Origin of the sequence: Bradyrhizobium sediminis (assembly GCF_018736085.1) — a bacterium.
Lineage (GTDB): Bacteria > Pseudomonadota > Alphaproteobacteria > Rhizobiales > Xanthobacteraceae > Bradyrhizobium > Bradyrhizobium sediminis.
The window spans coordinates 96,382-115,119 of record NZ_CP076134.1 but is presented as its reverse complement, the minus strand read 5'-3'; the positions used below and the strand labels follow the sequence as shown (position 1 = coordinate 115,119).

Below are 18,738 nucleotides of genomic sequence, written 5' to 3'. Positions count from 1 at the left end.
TGCCAAAAGGCGGCATGGGTAAAACCGAGCGAATCGCTGTGATCACTTCGCAACGTCAATGGGGGCCAGAGTGGTGGCTAAGTTGAAATCGCCAGTAGCGCTGGAGACAGCTTTCGCGGTTTATACTCTGGATGAAATTTTGGGCGAAGGAGGCGCGGGGCGGGTTTACGGTGGTAAAAGCGCCGAAGGCGCAGCTGTAGCTGTCAAGGTTCTTACCAACACGTCCAGAGACAAACGGGCGAGGTTTAAGAACGAGATCGCCTTTCTTTCTCGCAATCGGCATCCAAACATCGTTACCGTATTCGATTATGGGCTCGCGGACGAGGGAAGTATCTCAGGTCCATTCTACGTTATGTCACGGTTCGCTTCGAACCTTCGCACCTTGATGACGACAGGCATTTCTCCTGGATCTGTCCTATCTGTCTTCGGGAAGGTATTGGACGGCGTTGAAGCCGCGCATCTGCAAGGAGTCGTCCACCGTGATCTCAAGCCGGAAAACGTGCTTAGCGATCCGACTGGCGGTGTTCTAGCCGTCGCTGATTTCGGGATTGCGAGTTTTACGGAGAGCTTGCTGGTAACGGCCGCTCAAACAGGTCCAACGCAACGACTCGCTAATTTTCAGTATGCTGCGCCTGAGCAGCGTTTGGCGGGACGGGTCATCACTAAAGCTGCCGATGTCTACGCGCTAGGATTGATGTTGAATGAGATGTTCACAAAGCAAATTCCGCACGGAACAGAATTTGATTTGATCGCTCGGTCACATCCTGACTTTGGATACCTAGATGCGGTCGTGGCGCAAATGTTGCGTCAGAATCCCAGCGAGCGGCCCGCGTCCATTGATGCGGTGAAGGATTTACTTCAGCGATCGCAATCAGCTGAGATTTCGCGCCAGAAGCTCAGCGCGATCACTAAGGAAGTGGTCAAGGTCGGCGAAATAGATGACGACCTCGCACATACGCCTCCTAAAATTGTCGGCGCCGATTGGGATGGCGCATGGTTGACGATCACTTTCGATAAGCCCGTGCATGACCTTTGGGTCAGAGCCCTGAACAACATGGGAAATTATGAGGCGGTTTGGAATCGCGGGCCGGAAACGTTTACGTTCAGTGGAAAGACGGCGCGTGTTCCCACTAGCTCAGAAGATGCCCAGCGAATCATTGACCACTTGAAAAACTGGCTCCCACGAGCGACGGCCCGACTGAAATACGATCTGGAGCAAAAGGCCCAGGCTGACGCAGAAAAACGGCGGCGGGAGCTTGCCGAGCAAAAGGCACGCGAGGAAAGTCTCTTGAACGTGAATACCAATTTGAAATTCTAGTCGGTGCGTGGGCCGTCCGTCGCTAGGCTGGCACCCCGACGCCCCGCGCCACATTGCTGTGTAACAACTCAGATTGGCGGTTAATATTATCTAATAATTTCAATATGATACCAATCTGCCTACGCAATCCTTTCCTGGGCACCACTTTGCCCTTGCCCACTATGCTTGGCCGGGATCAAGCAGCGGTCTTGCCGGATTATCCCTCGGGCGCCATACGCAGCGATTTGCCCCAGATCCGCCTCGGCCTCGGCCGTGACGACGACGATCACGCGCGATCCGTCTTGGCCGCCAATTTCGCTTCCAGGCGGTCAAACACGTCGGAGCTTGGCTTCACCCGGCCAGCATCAGCATCAGCAAGGCCACGCGCGATCGAGGCGTCCAGCGCAGCCAACCTTGCCTCGCGTTCCTGAACGGGCCGGACGCCCTCGCGCAGCACCTCGCTTTTCGAATGGTAGCGGCCGGGGTCCGCTCTACTTTGCAGGGGGTTGTTTTCGCGATTTTTTGCCCAGGCCCTGCCCTGCACCGCCGAACGGACGCCATGCCGGGTTCGGGACACGAGATCGTTAGTGCCTCGCGCCTACGGGACGAATCCATCCGCTCCAAAACACCATGCTCTACTGCGGCTTACTTGCCTTGCCATCGGCCGGCTTCACCCGCATCCGCCAACTGGCCGTTATCGGATTTTTCGACGTCGAAGGCGCCGGTCTTGCGCACGAGATCGCTGAGCTTGTTGTGGCCGTAGGAGCGCATGTCGAAGTCCGAGAATAGATTGGAGACTTGCCCGCCGACCTCACCGAGCAGCACCCAGCCATCTTCGCTGTCAATTTGTGAGATCGCCTTCCTTGGAATCGGTATCGCCGCACTCGGCGATTGCCGTGATTTCGGTTTTGGCGCCGCCTCCGCGCCGGAGGCGATCGGCGGCAGCAACAGATTCTCGGTCAGGTGGAAAATACGGCAGCGCAACGTTCGCGCGGGAGGCGCTATTGAAAGCTGTTAACTTTCAGCGGCTTGTGACAAAGAACGGAATGGCTGGCAGGGACGGCCGGTGACCGGTTCCCGCAGCTGGCGCGATTGCGGCGCGCGCCCCTCGTTTGTTGACGATTTCAACGTTAGTTTAGGCCCGCATCGATTCGACGAGGTTCGTAAAAGTCATGACCATCCGCCTGCATCGCGGCGATCTGCCCGATCTCACCCGCTACACCGACTCGGTGGCGATCGATACCGAGACCATGGGGCTCAATCCGCATCGCGACCGGCTCTGCGTGGTGCAACTGTCGAACGGCGACGGCAGCGCCGATGTGGTGCAGATCCCCAAGGACAGTACCGACGCGCCGAATCTGAAGGCGCTCCTGGCCAATCCGAAGGTGACGAAGATCTTTCACTTCGCCCGCTTCGATCTCGCCGCGCTCTACAACGCCTTCGGCGTGATGCCGCAGCCGGTGTACTGCACCAAGATCGCTTCCAGGCTCTCCCGCACCTATACCGATCGCCACGGCCTGAAGGACCTGGTGCGCGAGGTGCTCAATGTCGATCTGTCGAAGCAGCAGCAGTCGAGCGACTGGGGCGCGCAGTCGCTGAGCGAGGCGCAGCTGGCCTATGCCGCTTCCGACGTGCTGCATCTGCATGGCCTGCGCGAACGCCTCGACGGCATGCTGGCGCGTGAAGGCCGTGCGGAACTCGCCCGGGCCTGTTTCGACTTCCTGCCGACGCGGGCCAAGCTCGACCTGCAGGGCTGGGAGGCCGAGGACATCTTTTCGCATTCCTGAAGCGCTCGCCTGAAGCGCCCGCCTGAAGCGCCCGGAACGGCGCTATGCCGCGGGTTGCGGCCCCGTTTCGGTCACAGTCATAGCGAGTGTCAGGCTGCAAAATCTGGCGATCCCGGGTAGAATGGCCGGCGGTACCAGCGCTTTGGAGCAGCGGTGAATTCGGTTCAGAACCCACCCTATCAGGCCGGCATGGACGCCCGCTTCGCGATCGCGGCGCGCCACAGCCGGATGGTGCGGGTGCTGCGGATCGCGGTGCCGGCCGCCGTGGTGGTGGCGATGACGGCGATCGTCTTCGTCTCGGTCTACAATCCGTTCCGCATGCTGTTGCCGAAGCTGCCGGTCGACATCGGAAACCTGGTGGTTTCCGGCACCAAGATCACGATGGAATCGCCGCATATGTCGGGCTACACGCCGGATCAGCGGCCCTACGAGGTGTGGGCCAAGACCGCGACCCAGGACCTGACCGTTCCGGATCGCGTCGATCTCAGGACGCTGCGCGCCAAGGTGTTGATGGAAGACCGCACCACCAACATCACGCTGGACGCCAGCACCGGGCTGTTCGATTCCAAGGCGCAGCTTCTGGACCTGCGCAAGGATATCTTCCTGCAATCCTCCTCCGGCTATGAAGCCCGGCTGTCGCAGGCGCTGGTCGATATCGGCAAGAGCACGGTGACATCGGAAGAGCATGTCGACGTCAAGCTGCTCAATGGAACGCTGAGCGCCGACCGGCTCAGGATCACCAATGGCGGCGAGGTCGTGCGGTTCGAAGGCAACGTCGTGATGAATCTGATCATGGACAGCCCCGACCCCAATGTCTCCGCCGCGCCCGAGCCGGCCCCTCAACCTGCAAGGACGCGGTCCGTGTCCGGCAAGAACGCCAACCCGAAATGATCCCGATGATGATGTTTTCCCGGCGCAGCACTTCGACCAGGCGGATCGCGCATTACGCCGGCGCGGCCGTTTGCGCGCTGGCGCTGATGTCGGCCGGTGAAGTAGGCGCGCAGAGCGCGATGCAGGGCGTGCCCAACGCGATGCAGGGTTTTTCGCAGAACCGCGACCAGCCGATCCAGATCGAAGCCGCTTCGCTGGAGATGCGCGACAAGAAAAAGGAAGCGACTTTCGCCGGCAATGTGAAGGTGGTGCAGGGCGACACCACCATGACGTCCAAATCGCTTGTCGTGTTCTACGATTCGACCTCGTCGCCAGCAGCGGCGCCGGCCGCCGGTGCGAAGGCCGCCGGTTCGAAGTCGGCCAAATCGGCGCCGATGCAGTCCGCAAGCCCCGGTCCCGGCGGCAGCTCGTCGATCCGCCGGCTCGAGGCGAGAGGCAATGTGGTGGTGACCCAGAAGGATCAGGTGGTGACCGGGGAAACCGCCGTGTTCGACACCAGGGCCAACATGATCACCATGCTCGGCGGTATCGTCCTGACCCAGGGCAAGAATGTGCTGCGCGGCGACCGGTTGATGGTGGACATGACGACGGGCGTCTCGCGGGTGGAATCCGACAGCGGGCGCGTCCAGGGGCTGTTCATCTCATCCGGCGGCCAGGGAACTCCGGCGATCCCGGGAATACCGTCTTCGACGCCGGCCCCGGCCCCGGGCTCTTCCGGCAAACCGAAATAACATCAATCACTTGTGCGATATCTGCCGGCGGTGAGGTTGAAGGGCGCTCCGCAAGCCTGTATCTACGGGGCGGCCCGGCGGCTGCCAACCCGTGCCCGATCGAGGGTGTTCCGCTGGGCAAGGGACATCCATTCATTCATGTTGCCGGGGCGAATCGATTTGCCCGCGGCGGGTTCGCGGGATCACCGTGAAAGGCTGAAGCGAAGCGGGGGATGGTGGATTTACTCAGCTTGTTCCGTCGGCGCCCGGCCAAACGCAATCCGCCGGGATTTGCGCGTACGCGTGAGGACATCACCGCGCTCGGCGATGCCATCGGCGACATGCTGACCAGCCCGGTGCGCGACGCGCCGCCACTGGCGCGCGACGGCTCGCCGTTCGCCCGCGAGGCGCCGCCGGTCCTGAAACCGAGCGCGCCGCCTCCATCAGTGGAAAGGCTGCGACCGCCGCGGCCCAAGGTCAATGGCGCGCCCGCGCTGCGGCTGACCAAGAAGGCGGGCTTGCTCGCCGTGCACAGCGTGGAAAAGAGTTTCGGCACCCGGCAGGTCGTGCGCGGCGTCAGCATCTATGTCCGCCGCGGCGAGGCCGTCGGTTTGCTTGGCCCGAACGGCGCCGGAAAGACCACGGTATTCTACATGATCACCGGCCTGATCAAGGCCGATCGCGGCGCCATCGAACTCGACGGTCACGACGTCACCAGGCTGCCGATGTACCAGCGCGCCCGGCTCGGAATCGGCTACCTGCCGCAGGAAGCCTCGATCTTCCGCGGCCTCACCGTGGAACAGAATATCCGCGCGGTGCTCGAGGTCGTGGAGCCCTCGAAGAAGAAGCGCGAGGCCGAACTCAATTCGCTGCTCGACGAATTCAACATCGGCCGGTTGCGGAAAACCCCGTCGATCGCGCTGTCCGGCGGCGAACGCCGCCGCGTCGAAATCGCCCGCGCGCTGGCGACCCGTCCGAACTACATGCTGCTCGACGAGCCCTTCGCCGGCATCGATCCGATCGCGGTCGGCGACATCCAGGACCTGGTCCGCCATCTCACCAATCGCGGCATCGGCGTTTTGATCACCGACCATAATGTGCGGGAAACGCTGGGGCTGACCGATCGCGCCTATATCGTCTATGCGGGCGAGATCCTGACCGAGGGCAATCCGGAGGAGATCGTCAACAACCCTGACGTGCGGCGACTTTATCTGGGTGAGGAATTCCGGCTTTAACCTTGGCCGGGAATTTCGCCTCTAGTCCTTTTTTCCAGTTCGTCAAGCCGTGTACATCGGCTTTGGACTAGTTTAAGCAAGAATCGGACCAACTTTCTTGGATCGGTTCTTGTTTCGATGGCGCTGACGCAGAGATTAGAGTTTCGCCAATCCCAGTCGCTGGTGATGACGCCGCAGCTGATGCAGGCGATCAAGCTGCTGCAGCTGTCCAATCTCGACCTTTCGGCCTTTGTGGAAGAGGAACTGGAGCGCAATCCGCTGCTGGAGCGCGCCAGCGACGGCCCCGAGCCGCCGGTCGCCGGCGAACCCTCCCCGGAGCGGGGCGAATATGCCGGCGGTGAGGAACAGGGTTCCGCCTTTGGCGATGAAAGCGGCGGCGAGCCTTCGGAAATGGCAGGTGGCTCCGCCGGCGACAGCTTCGAGCCGGGCCAGGAAGACTGGATGAACCGCGACCTTGGCAGCCGCACCGAGATCGAGCAGACGCTGGATACCCCGCTCGACAACGTGTTCTCCGAGGAGCCGGCCGAGGCCGCGGCGCGCACCGCGCAGGATGCGGCGCCCACCGCCTATACCGAATGGGGCGGCGGCGCCTCCAACGACGACAGCTACAATCTCGAAGCCTTCGTCGCCGCCGAGGTCACGCTCGGCAGCCATCTGGCCGAACAGCTCGCGGTGGCCTTTACCGGGCCGGCGCAGCGCATGATCGGGCAATATCTGATCGATCTCGTCGACGAGGCCGGTTACCTGCCGCCGGATCTGGGGCAGGCCGCCGAGCGGCTGGGAGCGTCGCAGGCGGAGGTCGAGGCGGTGCTCGCGGTGCTGCAGAAATTCGATCCGCCCGGCGTCTGCGCGCGTAACTTGAGCGAATGCCTGGCGATCCAGCTGCGCGAGCTCAATCGCTACGACCCGGCGATGCAGGCGCTGGTCGAGCATCTCGATCTCCTGGCCAAGCGCGATATCGCTTCGTTGCGAAAACTCTGCGGCGTCGACGACGAAGATATCACCGACATGATCGGCGAAATCCGCAGGCTCGATCCGAAGCCGGGTCTGAAATTCGGCTCATCGCGCACCCAGACCATGGTGCCGGATGTCTATGTGCGGCCCGGCCCCGACGGCGGCTGGCATGTCGAACTCAACAGCGACACCCTGCCGCGGGTGCTGGTTAATCAGGTCTATTACACCGAGCTGTCGAAGAACATCCGCAAGGACGGCGACAAGTCCTATTTCACCGATTGCCTGCAGAACGCGACCTGGCTGGTGCGCGCGCTCGATCAGCGCGCCCGCACCATCCTGAAGGTCGCCACCGAGATCGTGCGCCAGCAGGACGGCTTTTTCACCCATGGCGTGGCGCATCTCCGGCCGCTCAATCTCAAGGCGGTGGCGGACGCGATCCAGATGCATGAGTCGACGGTGTCGCGGGTGACCGCCAACAAATACATGGCGACCAATCGCGGCAGCTTCGAATTGAAGTATTTCTTCACCGCTTCGATCGCGTCGGCCGACGGCGGCGAAGCCCATTCGGCAGAGGCCGTCCGTCACCACATCAGGCAGCTGATTGATGCGGAAGACCCGGCCATGATCCTGTCCGACGACACCATTGTGGAGCGATTGCGCGCCACCGGCATTGATATCGCCCGCCGTACGGTGGCGAAGTACCGCGAGGCGATGCGAATCCCGTCCTCGGTGCAACGCCGACGCGACAAGCAAAGCATGCTCGGCAATGCCCTTTCCGCGCCTGCCGCATCCTCCGACCGGTCCCGCGACGCGCAGCCTGCCTGATTGCGTCCCGGCCAAATCGGGATAGTGTCGGTTCCCCTCCAGACTAATCGAGGCCTCAAATGACCCTCCGGATCTCGGGAAAAAGCATCAACGTCGGCGAAGCCCTGCGCGGGCGCGTCAGCGAGCGCACCGATGAAGTTCTGCGCAAGTATTTCGACGGCAACTATTCCGGCCACATTACGCTGAGCAAGGATGGCTTCGGCTTCCGCACCGACTGCGCGCTGCATCTGGATTCGGGGATCACGCTGGAAGCCGATTCCAATGCCGCCGACGCCTACGCCAGCGCCGACCAGGCGCTGCTGATGATCGAAAAGCGCCTGCGCCGCTACAAGAGCCGCCTCAAGGACCGCTCGGCCCGCAAGGCGCATGCCGAGGCGGAGGCGCTGGCTGAACTCACCGCGCCCACGCTGGACGTTCCGAGCTACATCATCGAGGCGCCCGCGGACGAGGAGCAGGATGACGTCGGCTATAATCCGGTCATCATTGCGGAGGCCACCACCTCGTTGAAGCGGATGTCGGTCAGCGAAGCGGTGATGGAACTGGACCTGACCGGCGCCGCCTGCCTCGTGTTCCAGCACGGTTCGAGCGGGCGGGTGAATATCATTTACCGGCGGCCGGACGGCAATGTCGGCTGGATCGACCCCCCTGTCATCAAGCCCGGGGGATAGGCGGCAATCGGCATTGACGCCTCGCGGGACCCTCCCTATGGTCCGCGGCCTTCGACGGAGGGGACCGGAAACGACCCCCGGGTGGTTGGCACCGGTCCTGCGTTGGAGTAGGAGAAAGCCCGTAGCGCCCCAGACCGGGACCCGGGTAACAGGCCCGCCTACCGCCTCATCTTCTTGACGCCGCCCCTCTGAACCCTATTTCGCAACCTGACGGTTTAATTCACCTCGGAACGCCCCATGACGATTACCGATCTGGTCGCACCCGAGGCGATTCTCCCGGCTTTGAAGGTCAACAGCAAGAAACAGGCGCTGCAGGAGCTGGCGGCGCGGGCGGCCGCCCTGACCGGGCAGAACGAGCGCTCCGTGTTCGAGGTGCTGCTGCAGCGCGAGAAACTCGGCACCACCGCCGTCGGCTATGGCGTCGCCATCCCCCACGGCAAGCTTCCCAAGCTGGAAAAGCTGTTCGGCCTGTTCGCGCGCCTCGAACGCCCGATCGATTTCGAGTCGATGGACGGCCAGCCGGTCGATCTGGTGTTCCTGCTGCTGGCGCCGGAAGGCGCCGGCGCCGATCACCTGAAGGCGCTGGCGCGGATCGCGCGGCTGCTGCGCGACCAGGACGTCGCCAAGAAGCTGCGCGCCTCGCGCGACGCCCAGGCGATCTATTCGGTGCTGGCGCTGCCGCCGGCCAGCGCGGCGTAGGGCAGCGGACGGGACAGGTATCGCACCGTCTTGCGGCCCTCATGGATGCTCGCGCGACCGACCTCGACAAATCCTAGCGCCGCATGGAAAGCGTCCGACACGGGGTTCGGCGGACGTGTGTTGACCTCACAGACCACGCGGTCGTGCCCGGCCTTGCCAGCCTGCTCGAACAGGTCGTGATACAGCCTTCGCGCGCAGCCAAGTCCGCGCGCGGACCCTGCCACGACGATCCGGTCCACATAGACAAAGCGCGCATGACGGTCGCGGAACCAGAGGAAATTCGGGCTGTCGTAGTCGGCGTCCTGATCGAGGGCCAGCATAAAGGCGTCGAGGTTGCCGATTCTGCGCGCCTGGAATGCCTGGGCGACGAGATGCTCGAGCCGCGCGGGCTCCAGCCACGACAGTTCCTGCGCGTGCGCGTTGTTGAGCGCAAGCATCGCCACGCTCAACGGACGGCCGTTCGACAGCTCGTCTGCGACGATCGGCTGCGGCGCTTCTTTACGCATTCGATTCCACCCGGAGCATGACGTCGGCCCAAAATGAAATACGCGGACATCGGCCCGATATGATCGAGGCAATGCCCGCGTATTTACGAATTCCCGATGCGCGCTATCCATCGCAGCCGGGCTGCGTCGGCGACGCCTCCAGGCGCCTGCGTCAGTGAACGCTGACGGCCTGCAATTCGTTGCTCCATGCGTTGGCGATCGCCGCTTCCCGGCTGTCGGTCAGCATGATCGGCGTGCCGTCGGCGGCATGCAGCGCGAACAGCTTCAGTCCCGGCGCGATCTTCGGCGCCTGGGGAAACAGCCCCGGCACGTCCTCGGAACGGATCTGCTTCACATAGGCGATGTGTCCCTCGCCCAAGGTCGCCAGCGCCTCCGGTGAGACGGCGGTGGGTTCGTAGACAACGTTACCTTCAGTCATGGTCTCGACTCCTCTGTCAGACTAAGCGGTCGAGTCCGCTACTCGTTCCATTATTCGTGTTCATTGATAGCGATTGTCTTAACGACCTTTTCCGGCTCCGGCCGGGCGAGATCGATCGACAACAGCCCGTTTTTCAGGTCCGCGCCCAGCACCTGCATCCCCTCCGCCAGCACGAAAGTGCGCTGGAAGTGGCGCGCGGCGATGCCGCGATGGATGTATTGCCGGGCCTTGTCGTCATGCTGGCGGCCCCGGATCACGAGCTGGTTTTCCTCAATGGTTACATCGAGTTGATCGCGGGTAAAACCAGCGACCGCCAGCGTGATCCGCAGGCGTTCGGGCGCGCCGTTGGCACGGTCGCAGCGCTCGATGTTGTAGGGAGGATAACCGTCGGCGCCTTTGACGACGCGATCGAGCGCACGCTCGATTTCGTCGAACCCGAGCAGGAACGGACTGGATAACGAAGGAACACGAGACATCACAAAGTCCTCTCGAAGCGACTTTGAGGGGCCCTTGCGGCGCCCCATTTTTGGCCGGCCGGCGGATTTGCCCTCCGGTCAACAACCAATATGGGCATGATTTGGGAGGTGTTCAAGCACCTGATTAACCGCGACAAAATGGCTCTCCCGGCGTCATTCCGGGGCGCGCGAAGCGCGAACCTCAGATGTGCAACGGCACATCGGGGAATCTCGGGATTCCGGGTTCATCGCTGCGCGATGCCCCGGCGACAAGCGCTACGCGCTTGCACGGGGAATGACCAAGGCAGGCTACAAATCGATCCGGGTGCGACCGTCGGCGCTGAACAGATGCAGCTTTTCGCGCGGCGCCACCGCCCTGATTCGCTCGCCGATGGCGGGCGCGACCGCGCCGGGGATTCGCACGATCACTTCGCCCGGCGGCAATTCGCCGGGATTGGCGGCAACGCCCTGAATTTCGTGCTGCCGGGTGCCATAGATAAAGGTCTCGGCCCCGACCCGCTCGATCGCCTCCACGGTGAGATCGAGTGCAATGCCGCCGGCAATCGTCTCGTTCGAAATCACGAAATCCTCGGGGCGGATGCCGAGGATGCCGGCCTCGCCGGCCTCGCGGCTGTCGCCGGCGAACTGGATTCTGATCTCATCCGCCCGCAGCTGCATCAGATTCATCGGCGGCGCGCCGATGAAGGAGGCGACGAAGGTGGTCGCGGGCTTCTGGTAGATGGCAAGCGGATTGCCGATCTGTTCGACCCGGCCGCCATTCATCACTACCAGGATATCGGCGAGCGTCATCGCTTCGAGCTGGTCGTGGGTGACGTAGATTGACGTGGTCTTCAGCCGGCGCTGCAATTTGCGGATCTCGACGCGCATGGCGATGCGCAGCTTGGCGTCGAGGTTGGACAGGGGTTCGTCGAACAGGAAGACCTTGGGCTGCCGCACGATGGCGCGGCCCATCGCGACGCGCTGGCGCTGGCCGCCGGAGAGCTGCCGCGGCTTGCGGTCGAGCATGGTGCCGAGCTCGAGGATGCGCGCGGCTTCCTGCACGCGGGTGTCGATCTCGGGCTCCGGCATGCGCCGGTTGCGCAGGCCATAGGCCATGTTGTTGTAGACGCTCATATGCGGATAGAGCGCGTAATTCTGGAACACCATGGCGATGTCGCGCTCGGCCGGCTCGATCGTGTTGACGATGCGCCCGCCGATGTCGATCTCGCCGCCGGTGATGGTCTCCAGCCCCGCGACCATGCGCAGCAGCGTGGACTTGCCGCAGCCGGAGGGGCCGACCAGCACGCAGAACTGGCCGTCGCCGACCTCGAAATCGATGCCCTTGATGGCCTCGAAGCCACCGGCGTAGGTTTTGCGGACGTCGCGGAGAACTACGTTAGCCATCTCTGTCCTATTTCTCCGTCTCGACCAGGCCGCGCACGAACAGCCGCTGCATGAACACCACCACCGCGACGGGGGGCAGCATCGCCAGAACGGCCGTCGCCATCGCGAGCTGCCATTCGGCCAGTTCGTCGGTCGTCGTCAGCATCTTCTTGATGCCGGTGACGATGGTCTGCATCGAATCCTGCGTGGTGATCAAGAGCGGCCACAGATACTGATTCCAGCCATAGATGAACTGGATCACGAACAGCGCCGCGATCGTGGTGACCGACAGCGGCAGCAGCGTATCCTTGAAGAACCGGAAAGGTCCGGCGCCGTCGATGCGGGAGGCTTCCAGCAACTCGTCCGGCACGGTCATGAAGAATTGACGGAACAACAGCGTACCGGTGGCGGATGCGATCAGGGGCAGGATCAGTCCGGCATAGGTGTCGAGCATATGCAGGTCGGCCACCACCTTGTAGGTCGGATAGATGCGAACCTCGACCGGCAGCATCAGGGTGACGAAGATGATCCAGAACGCGGTCTTGCGGAACGGAAAGCGGAAATACACCACGGCGTAGGCGGACAGGATCGAGATGATGATCTTGCCCACCGCGATGCCGAGCGCCGAGATGAACGAGTTCATCAGGAGATGTCCGACCGGTTCGCGGCTGGTGCGCGATCCGCCGACGAAGATGGCGCGGTAATAGTTTTCGAGCGTCTGGCTTCCCGGCGACAACGGCATGTTGCCGCCGACCACCGTTCCGGCGTCGTGGGTCGAGGCGATCAGCGCCAGATAGACCGGAAAGGCGACGATGAAGACGCCGAGCGTCAGGATGGCGTAGGCGATGACGTCGTTCCAGGGGCGGTGCTCGACCATCAGTACTGCACCTTGCGCTCGACATAGCGGAACTGGATCGCGGTCAGCGCGATCACGATCACCATCAGCACCACCGACTGCGCGGCCGAGCCGCCGAGGTCGCCGCCGAGCCGTCCGTCCGCGTAGACCTTGTAGACCATGGTGGTGGTGGCGCCGGCAGGACCGCCGCCCGTCACCGCGTCGATGATGCCGAACGTATCGAAGAACACGTAGACGACGTTGACGACCAGCAGGAAGAAGGTGGTCGGCGACAGCAGCGGGAAAACGATGGTCCAGAACCGCCGCATCGGCCCTGCGCCGTCGATCGCGCCGGCCTCGATGACGCTCTTCGGGATCGACTGCAGCCCGGCCAGGAAGAACAGGAAATTATAGGAAATCTGCTTCCACACCGCGGCCATCACCACCAGCATCATGGCGTGGTTGCCGTTCAGCACCGGATTCCAGTCAAAGCCCATCCAGCGCAGCGGCCGCGCCAGCGTGCCGAGCGACGGATGGAACATGAAGAACCACAGCACGCCGGCCACGGCCGGCGCCACCGCATAGGGCCAGATCATGAAGGTCTTGTAGACCGGGGCGGCTTTCAGGTTCTTGTCGGCCTGGGTTGCGAACAACAGCGCGATCGACAGCGACAGCACCGCAACCAGGGTCGAGAACACCAGCGTCGTCAGCATCGCCGCGTAATATTCGGGCTGCGCGAACAGCGCCTGGTAGTTCTCCAGGCCGATGAATTCGGACCTGAGCCCGAAGGCGTCCTCACGCAGGAAGGATTGCCAGACCGCCTGGCTGGCCGGCCAGTAGAAAAATACGAATGTGATGATGAGCTGCGGCACGAGCAACAGGTAGGGGAGCAGCTTGCCGTTGAAGACCGCAGACTTTTCCATTCAGGCCGACTTGCTCATTCCCGACTTGCTTATTCAGACGTCCCGGCATTCTCAGGCGATGCGAGACAGGCTCCCTCTCCAAAAAGGAGAGGGAACTGTTTGGGATGGCTTACTTTGCGGTCTTTTCAAACGTCCGCAAGACGGCATTGCCGCGCGCCACGGCGGCATCGAGCGCTTCCTTGGCGGTCTTCTTGCCGGCAAGGGCGGCTTCCATTTCCTCGGCCCAGAGGTCGCGCATCTGCACCATGTTGCCGAAGCGCAGGCCGCGTGAATTCGCCGTCGGCTCCTTGTTGGTCAGCTCCTTGAGCGGCGTCTCCAGTACCGGGTTCTTTTCGTAGAAGCCGGACGCCTTGGTCTTTTCATAGGCCGCCTTGGTGATCGGCAGGTAGCCGGATTCCTGATGCAGCTTGGCCTGGCGGTCGGTGTCGGAAAGGAACGCGAAGAACTTCGCCACGCCCTTGTATTCCTCGGGCTTCTTGCCGCCCATCACCCACAGCGACGCGCCGCCGATGATCGAGTTCTGCGGAGCTCCGGCGACGTCGGGATAATAGGGCATCGGCGCCGAGGTGAAATCGAATTTGGCGGTGCCTTTGGCGGTCCCGTAATAGCCCGAGGAAGTCAGGAAGATCGCGCATTCGCCGGAGCCGAAGCGGGCTTCACCGGCGTTGGCGCGGCCGCCATAGTCGTAGGTCTTGTCCTTCTGAAGGTCGATCAGGTTCTGCAAGTGCTTGACGTGCAGCGGCGAGTTGAACTTCAGCTCGGTATCGAAGCCGTCGAGCCCGTTCGACTTGGTGCCGATCGGAACGTTGTGCCAGGCCGAGAACTGCTCGATATGGACCCATGACGCCCAGGCATTGGAGAAACCGCAGGTCGCATGACCCGCCGCCTTCAGCTTCTTGGCCGCATCGAACACTTCCGGCCAGGTTTTCGGGATTGCGGCGATGCCGGCCTTCTTCAGCTCATCCTTGTTGATCCACATCACCGTCGACGACGAGTTGAAGGGAAACGACAGCATCTCGCCCTTGGAGGTCGAGTAGTAGCCCGTGATCGTCGGCAGGTAGGCCTTGGGATCGAACGGTTCGCCGGCATCCTTCATCAGCTGGTACACCGGCTTGATGGCGCCGGTGGCGCTCATCATGGTCGCCGTGCCGACCTCGAACACCTGCATGATGTGCGGCGCGTTGCCGGCGCGGAACGCCGCGATGCCGGCGTTCATGGTGTCGGCATAGCCGCCCTTGAAGGACGGCACGACCTTGTAGTCGGACTGGCTGGCGTTGAAGTCTGCGGCGAGCTTGTTGACGACATCATTGTTGCCGCCGGTCATGGCGTGCCACCACTGAAGCTCCGTCACCGCATGAGCGGGACTGGCGAGCGCGAATGTAGCCGCCAGCGTGGTGGCGAGGCCGAAGTGTCGAAGCATCATAGAAATTCCTCCCGGTTGGACCATCATCTTCGTTTGGCGCGATAACAGCGCTGGATGACGTGCAAATGACCGTATAAGCGAAACCATGATATTGGGGAAGCGGCGGCCGAGGGAAGCGGGAAAATAGGTGGATGCGTTCGCATCCATCGAGGTGGTGGCCCCGGCCACCGCCGGGACGGCCCGTGATGCGTTCGCGATCTGGTCTCAGCGCTTCCGTTCGCTGCCGCAGACCGCCCCCTTGGCCACCAGGGCGTCGATTTCGGCTTTGGAGTAGCCGAATTCGCCGAGCACTTCGGCGGTGTGCTGGCTGAATTTCGGCGGGGTGCGGCGCAGGCTCGGCTTGCTGCGCGACAGCCGGATCGGCGAGGCGACCCCCTTGTACCAGTCCTTCTCGATGACGTCGCCGCGGTGGGCGGTATGGGCGCTGGCCAGCGCCTGGTCGATCGACTGCACCGGTCCTGCCGGCAGGCCGGCGGCGAGCAGGCGGTCGCACAGCGGCCCGGCGTCGAACTGGCTGAACACGGCGGCGAGTTCGCTGCGCAGCGCATCGCGGTTGGCGATGCGATCCTTGTTGCGAGCAAATCGCGGATCGGTGCCGAGTTCGGGCTTGCCGATCTCGTTGGCCAGCTTGCGGAAGGTGCCGTCATTGCCGACGCCGATGAAGATGTTGTCGGTGCGGGTCGGGAAGATCGCGTAGGGCACGAGATTGGGATGCTCGTTGCCGGTCAGGCTCGGCGGCTTGCCGTGCATGAAATAATTCGCCGCATGCGGATGCATGATGGCGAGGCCGGTTTCGTACAGCGTGGTTTCGAGAAACTGCCCGGTGCCCGATTTCTGCCGTTCCGACAGCGCCATCAGGATGCCGATCGCCGCGTAGAGCCCGGTGGTGATGTCGACCAGTGGCACGCCGATCCGCATCGGGCCGCTCTGCGGCGAGCCGGTCGCGGCGATCATGCCGGTCATGGCCTGGATGATGGCGTCATAGCCGGGATTGCCGCCGCGCGGGCCATCGGCGCCGAAGCCGGAAATCCGGCAGTGCACCAGCCGCGGGAATTTCGCGCGCAGCACGTCGTTGCCGATGCCCCATTTGTCGAGCGTGCCCGGCTTGAAATTCTCGATCAGGACGTCGGCGCCTTCCAGCATCTTCATCAGAACGCTGCGGCCGCCCTCGGAAGCGAGATCGAGCCCGATCGAGCGCTTGTTGCGGTTGATACCGACGAAATAGGCCGCGTCCTCGCCGTGGAACGGAGGCCCCCAGTCGCGCACTTCGTCGCCGGCCGGCGGCTCGACCTTGATCACGTCGGCGCCGTGATCGGCGAGGATCTGCGTGCAGTAGGGTCCGCCGAGCACGCGCGTCAGGTCGATCACGCGCAATCCGGTCATCGCGCCGGGGGAGGGTTCAGTCGTCATGGGCGTCTTCTTGGCGTTTCTTGCAAAGTTTGGGGAATGTCGCGGCCATTAAGCATCACGGACGTTGGCGCGCAAATGCGAACGCGCCATGCCTTCCCGCACCCGGTTGCATGTCAAACGCCGATGCGGCGAACGGCCCGCCCGTTGTCGTGGCGGGCCATTCGGCGCAGTCGTCACACGACGGTCAGGCGAACATCGACGTTGCCGCGGGTGGCGTTGGAATAGGGACATACCTGGTGCGCCTTCTGCACCAGCGCCTCGGCGTCGGCGCGCGGGATGCCCGGCAGGGAAACGGCGAGATCGATATCGAGGCCAAAGCCGCCGGCCGAGCGCGGCCCGATGCCCACGGTCGAGGTCACCGCCGCATCGGCGGGCACCTTCGGGCCGCCTTGCGAGGCCACGAACTTCATCGCGCCGATGAAACAGGCGGCATATCCGGCAGCGAACAGCTGCTCGGGATTATTGCCGGCGCCGCCGCCTCCGCCCAGTTCCTTCGGCGTGGCGAGCTTGACGTCCAGCGTTCCATCGAGCGTGGCGGCGCGGCCATCGCGGCCGCCGTTAGCCTTGGCGCTGGTCTTGTAGAGCACATTCACGGACACGGGTGGTTTCCCTTGCTTGCTTCGGTTTCGATGTCAGTTATATTGCACATAATTAGATTGTGTACAACATAAAATGTCTGGCTTCACATTTGATTGTTCGCAATTGAACATCGGCGCCGGGAGGCGCACATTGGGGCCGGAATCTCCAATTGAGCGATGAGGTTAGCCATGGTCGGGAAACAGGCGGCGGACCAGCCGCTGCGGCTCGATAACCAAATCTGCTTCGCGATCTATTCGACCGCGCACGCGTTCAACCGCGTCTACAAGCCGCTGCTCGACCGGCTCGGCCTGACCTATCCGCAATATCTCGTGATGCTGGTGCTGTGGGAGCGCGACGGCGTGCCGGTCAAAAATATCGGCGAGCGGCTGTTCCTGGATTCCGGCACGCTGACGCCGCTGCTCAAGCGGCTGGAGGCGGCGCATCTCGTCAAGCGCACCCGCAGCACCGAAGATGAAAGGCAGGTGCTGATTGCACTGACGCCGCAGGGCCAGGCGCTGCGGGAAACAGCCCGGACCGTGCCCCAGTCCATCCTCGCCGCCTCGGCATGTTCGATCTCCGAACTTTCGGCGATGAAGAAAGACATCATCGCACTGCGCGACCGGCTGAATGCGTTGCTCGGGCAATAGCCGAGCGCGAGGCGTCAGAGGCATTTCTTCGCGAATGCCCGGCCGGAGCCCGACTTCAGATATTTCTCGAACGCGATAGCCAACGCTTCATCGCTGAACGCAACGTAGGTCCTTATCCGCCAGGGCCCGTACTTCGAAGTGTACGGCACCTCGCCGGCATTGTGCTTCGCCAGTCGGGGCGGAGGTCGTCGGTAATGCCGACGTAGAAGTGTCTGGAATCGAGACTCTCGAGAATGTAGACGTACTTCATGGCGCTGCCTCCATGCACGTGGAGGATACAACGCGATACCCGGACTTGCCGAGCCCGCCTTCGCCCTGCGGGCTCCGGCGCGGCAGCCTTCGCTACGATAGGGCTTGCCCAGCCGAAGCAGGCGCAGCCTCTCCATGCATGTCGAGGAAACAAACGCGGTGCCCAAGCCTGCCGAGCCCGCCTTCGCCCTGCGGGCTTCGGCGCGGCAGCCTTCGCTACGATAGGGCTTGCCCAGCCGAAGCAGGCGCAGCCTGCGAAGGCTGGTGGAGCCAGGCGGGATCGAACCGCCGACCTCTTGCATGCCATGCAAGCGCTCTCCCAGCTGAGCTATGGCCCCGTAAATCTTCCGCGCGCCTTGGGCGGCGCGCGGGGCAGAACCCAGAACACAGTTCGGGGTTTATCTCAAGTCTCTTCGTCGCCTCCGACGTCGCCGATGATGTCGGTCACGTCCTCGTCGCCTTCTTCCTCGTCGGCGATGAAGGTGGAATCGTCATCGTCGTCGCCTTCGATGGTCTCGTCGATTTCGATGTCGTCTTCCGATTCCGGAACGACGGCCTTGACCTTGCCGGTGTTCTCTTCGGCATCGGCTTCCTCGAGCGACACCAATTCTTCGGCTTCCGCGGGCTCCGGCGTTGCCTCGGCGTTGGCGGCGGCGGATGCCGCAGCGGCGCGCGCCGCGGCATCGGCGCGGGTCCGGGGCGGCGCAATCGGCGCAATCGGCACGACCTCCCCGGTGTAAGGTGAGATCACCGGGCTCTTGTTGAGGTCGTAGAATTTTTTACCCGTCGTCGGGCAAATGCGTTTGGTTCCGAGATCGGATTTGGCCACGTGTGGAATCCTGGG

21 protein-coding genes and 1 tRNA gene are annotated in these 18,738 nt (G+C 63.0%); 9 read left to right on the top strand and 13 right to left on the bottom strand.

Annotation, left to right across the window (positions count from 1 at the left end; all coding sequences use genetic code 11):
• Positions 1–73: 73 nt before the first annotated feature.
• On the top strand, positions 74–1,318 hold the full coding sequence (locus KMZ29_RS00545) for a serine/threonine-protein kinase (RefSeq protein ID WP_215622014.1): 1,245 nt from the start codon (positions 74–76) through the stop codon (positions 1,316–1,318).
• 265 nt (positions 1,319–1,583) lie between these two features.
• Here the strand turns inward: KMZ29_RS00545 and KMZ29_RS00540 are convergent, their stop codons facing one another.
• Together KMZ29_RS00540 and KMZ29_RS00535 are read right to left on the bottom strand one after the other, a co-directional pair.
• Complete coding sequence (locus KMZ29_RS00540; RefSeq protein WP_215624081.1) at positions 1,584–1,799, bottom strand: type II toxin-antitoxin system ParD family antitoxin; 216 nt, start codon at positions 1,797–1,799, stop codon at positions 1,584–1,586.
• A 143-nt stretch (positions 1,800–1,942) separates the two neighbouring features.
• Positions 1,943–2,245 carry an OST-HTH/LOTUS domain-containing protein gene (locus KMZ29_RS00535; RefSeq protein WP_249779800.1) on the bottom strand — a complete coding sequence of 101 codons (303 nt, stop codon included), beginning with the start codon at positions 2,243–2,245 and terminating at the stop codon, positions 1,943–1,945.
• A gap of 224 nt (positions 2,246–2,469) precedes the next feature.
• Here KMZ29_RS00535 and KMZ29_RS00530 point away from each other — a divergent pair, with 224 nt between their 5' ends.
• From KMZ29_RS00530 to ptsN, 7 genes are all read left to right on the top strand, one after another.
• Positions 2,470–3,084 (top strand): ribonuclease D, encoded by a 615-nt coding sequence (locus tag KMZ29_RS00530; protein ID WP_215622013.1) that lies wholly within the window; start codon positions 2,470–2,472, stop codon positions 3,082–3,084.
• A 153-nt stretch (positions 3,085–3,237) separates the two neighbouring features.
• Positions 3,238–3,975, top strand: coding sequence for an LPS export ABC transporter periplasmic protein LptC (gene lptC, locus KMZ29_RS00525; protein WP_215622012.1), 738 nt, complete (start codon positions 3,238–3,240; stop codon positions 3,973–3,975).
• Entirely contained in the window at positions 3,972–4,706 is a 735-nt protein-coding gene (locus tag KMZ29_RS00520) for an LptA/OstA family protein (protein WP_215622011.1), read from the top strand. The genes lptC and KMZ29_RS00520 overlap by 4 nt, the downstream gene beginning before the upstream one ends.
• Positions 4,707–4,918: 212 nt before the next feature.
• Positions 4,919–5,920: an LPS export ABC transporter ATP-binding protein gene (gene lptB, locus KMZ29_RS00515; protein ID WP_215622010.1), complete on the top strand. Its 1,002-nt coding sequence runs from the start codon at positions 4,919–4,921 to the stop codon at positions 5,918–5,920.
• A gap of 117 nt (positions 5,921–6,037) precedes the next feature.
• Complete coding sequence (gene rpoN / locus KMZ29_RS00510; protein WP_215622009.1) at positions 6,038–7,699, top strand: RNA polymerase factor sigma-54; 1,662 nt, start codon at positions 6,038–6,040, stop codon at positions 7,697–7,699.
• A gap of 59 nt (positions 7,700–7,758) precedes the next feature.
• Positions 7,759–8,367, top strand: coding sequence for a ribosome hibernation-promoting factor, HPF/YfiA family (hpf, locus tag KMZ29_RS00505; RefSeq protein ID WP_215622008.1), 609 nt, complete (start codon positions 7,759–7,761; stop codon positions 8,365–8,367).
• A 237-nt stretch (positions 8,368–8,604) separates the two neighbouring features.
• A complete protein-coding gene (ptsN, locus tag KMZ29_RS00500; RefSeq protein WP_215622007.1) occupies positions 8,605–9,066 on the top strand; it encodes a PTS IIA-like nitrogen regulatory protein PtsN in 462 nt (153 codons plus the stop codon).
• Here ptsN and KMZ29_RS00495 read toward each other — a convergent pair.
• The 9 genes from KMZ29_RS00495 to KMZ29_RS00455 form a co-directional block, all read right to left on the bottom strand.
• Positions 9,027–9,572: a GNAT family N-acetyltransferase gene (locus KMZ29_RS00495; RefSeq protein WP_215622006.1), complete on the bottom strand. Its 546-nt coding sequence runs from the start codon at positions 9,570–9,572 to the stop codon at positions 9,027–9,029. The two genes, ptsN and KMZ29_RS00495, sit on opposite strands and share 40 nt — an antisense overlap.
• Before the next feature lie 151 nt (positions 9,573–9,723).
• Positions 9,724–9,990 (bottom strand): BQ00720 family protein, encoded by a 267-nt coding sequence (locus KMZ29_RS00490; RefSeq protein WP_215604224.1) that lies wholly within the window; start codon positions 9,988–9,990, stop codon positions 9,724–9,726.
• A 50-nt stretch (positions 9,991–10,040) separates the two neighbouring features.
• The gene (locus KMZ29_RS00485; protein ID WP_215614004.1) at positions 10,041–10,466 is read right to left on the bottom strand and encodes an Hsp20 family protein; all 426 of its coding nucleotides are present in this window, start codon (positions 10,464–10,466) and stop codon (positions 10,041–10,043) included.
• Positions 10,467–10,754: 288 nt separating this feature from the next.
• A complete protein-coding gene (locus KMZ29_RS00480; protein WP_215622005.1) occupies positions 10,755–11,849 on the bottom strand; it encodes a sn-glycerol-3-phosphate import ATP-binding protein UgpC in 1,095 nt (364 codons plus the stop codon).
• A 7-nt stretch (positions 11,850–11,856) separates the two neighbouring features.
• Positions 11,857–12,705 (bottom strand): sn-glycerol-3-phosphate ABC transporter permease UgpE, encoded by an 849-nt coding sequence (gene ugpE / locus KMZ29_RS00475; RefSeq protein WP_215604221.1) that lies wholly within the window; start codon positions 12,703–12,705, stop codon positions 11,857–11,859.
• Positions 12,705–13,586 carry a sn-glycerol-3-phosphate ABC transporter permease UgpA gene (gene ugpA / locus KMZ29_RS00470; protein WP_215622004.1) on the bottom strand — a complete coding sequence of 294 codons (882 nt, stop codon included), beginning with the start codon at positions 13,584–13,586 and terminating at the stop codon, positions 12,705–12,707. The genes ugpE and ugpA overlap by 1 nt, the downstream gene beginning before the upstream one ends.
• A 109-nt stretch (positions 13,587–13,695) precedes the next feature.
• Positions 13,696–15,009 (bottom strand): sn-glycerol-3-phosphate ABC transporter substrate-binding protein UgpB, encoded by a 1,314-nt coding sequence (ugpB, locus tag KMZ29_RS00465; RefSeq protein ID WP_215622003.1) that lies wholly within the window; start codon positions 15,007–15,009, stop codon positions 13,696–13,698.
• A 204-nt stretch (positions 15,010–15,213) separates the two neighbouring features.
• Positions 15,214–16,419, bottom strand: a complete 1,206-nt coding sequence (locus KMZ29_RS00460; protein ID WP_215622002.1) for a CaiB/BaiF CoA transferase family protein — start codon at positions 16,417–16,419, stop codon at positions 15,214–15,216.
• A gap of 173 nt (positions 16,420–16,592) precedes the next feature.
• Positions 16,593–17,018: an organic hydroperoxide resistance protein gene (locus tag KMZ29_RS00455; protein WP_215622001.1), complete on the bottom strand. Its 426-nt coding sequence runs from the start codon at positions 17,016–17,018 to the stop codon at positions 16,593–16,595.
• 168 nt (positions 17,019–17,186) lie between these two features.
• Here KMZ29_RS00455 and KMZ29_RS00450 point away from each other — a divergent pair, with 168 nt between their 5' ends.
• A complete protein-coding gene (locus KMZ29_RS00450) occupies positions 17,187–17,645 on the top strand; it encodes a MarR family winged helix-turn-helix transcriptional regulator (protein ID WP_215622000.1) in 459 nt (152 codons plus the stop codon).
• A 511-nt stretch (positions 17,646–18,156) separates the two neighbouring features.
• Here the strand turns inward: KMZ29_RS00450 and KMZ29_RS00445 are convergent.
• Positions 18,157–18,232 (bottom strand) — tRNA-Ala (locus tag KMZ29_RS00445).
• Between the two features lie 65 nt (positions 18,233–18,297).
• Positions 18,298–18,723 carry a TIGR02300 family protein gene (locus KMZ29_RS00440; protein WP_215621999.1) on the bottom strand — a complete coding sequence of 142 codons (426 nt, stop codon included), beginning with the start codon at positions 18,721–18,723 and terminating at the stop codon, positions 18,298–18,300.
• Between the last annotated feature and the right edge of the window lie 15 nt (positions 18,724–18,738).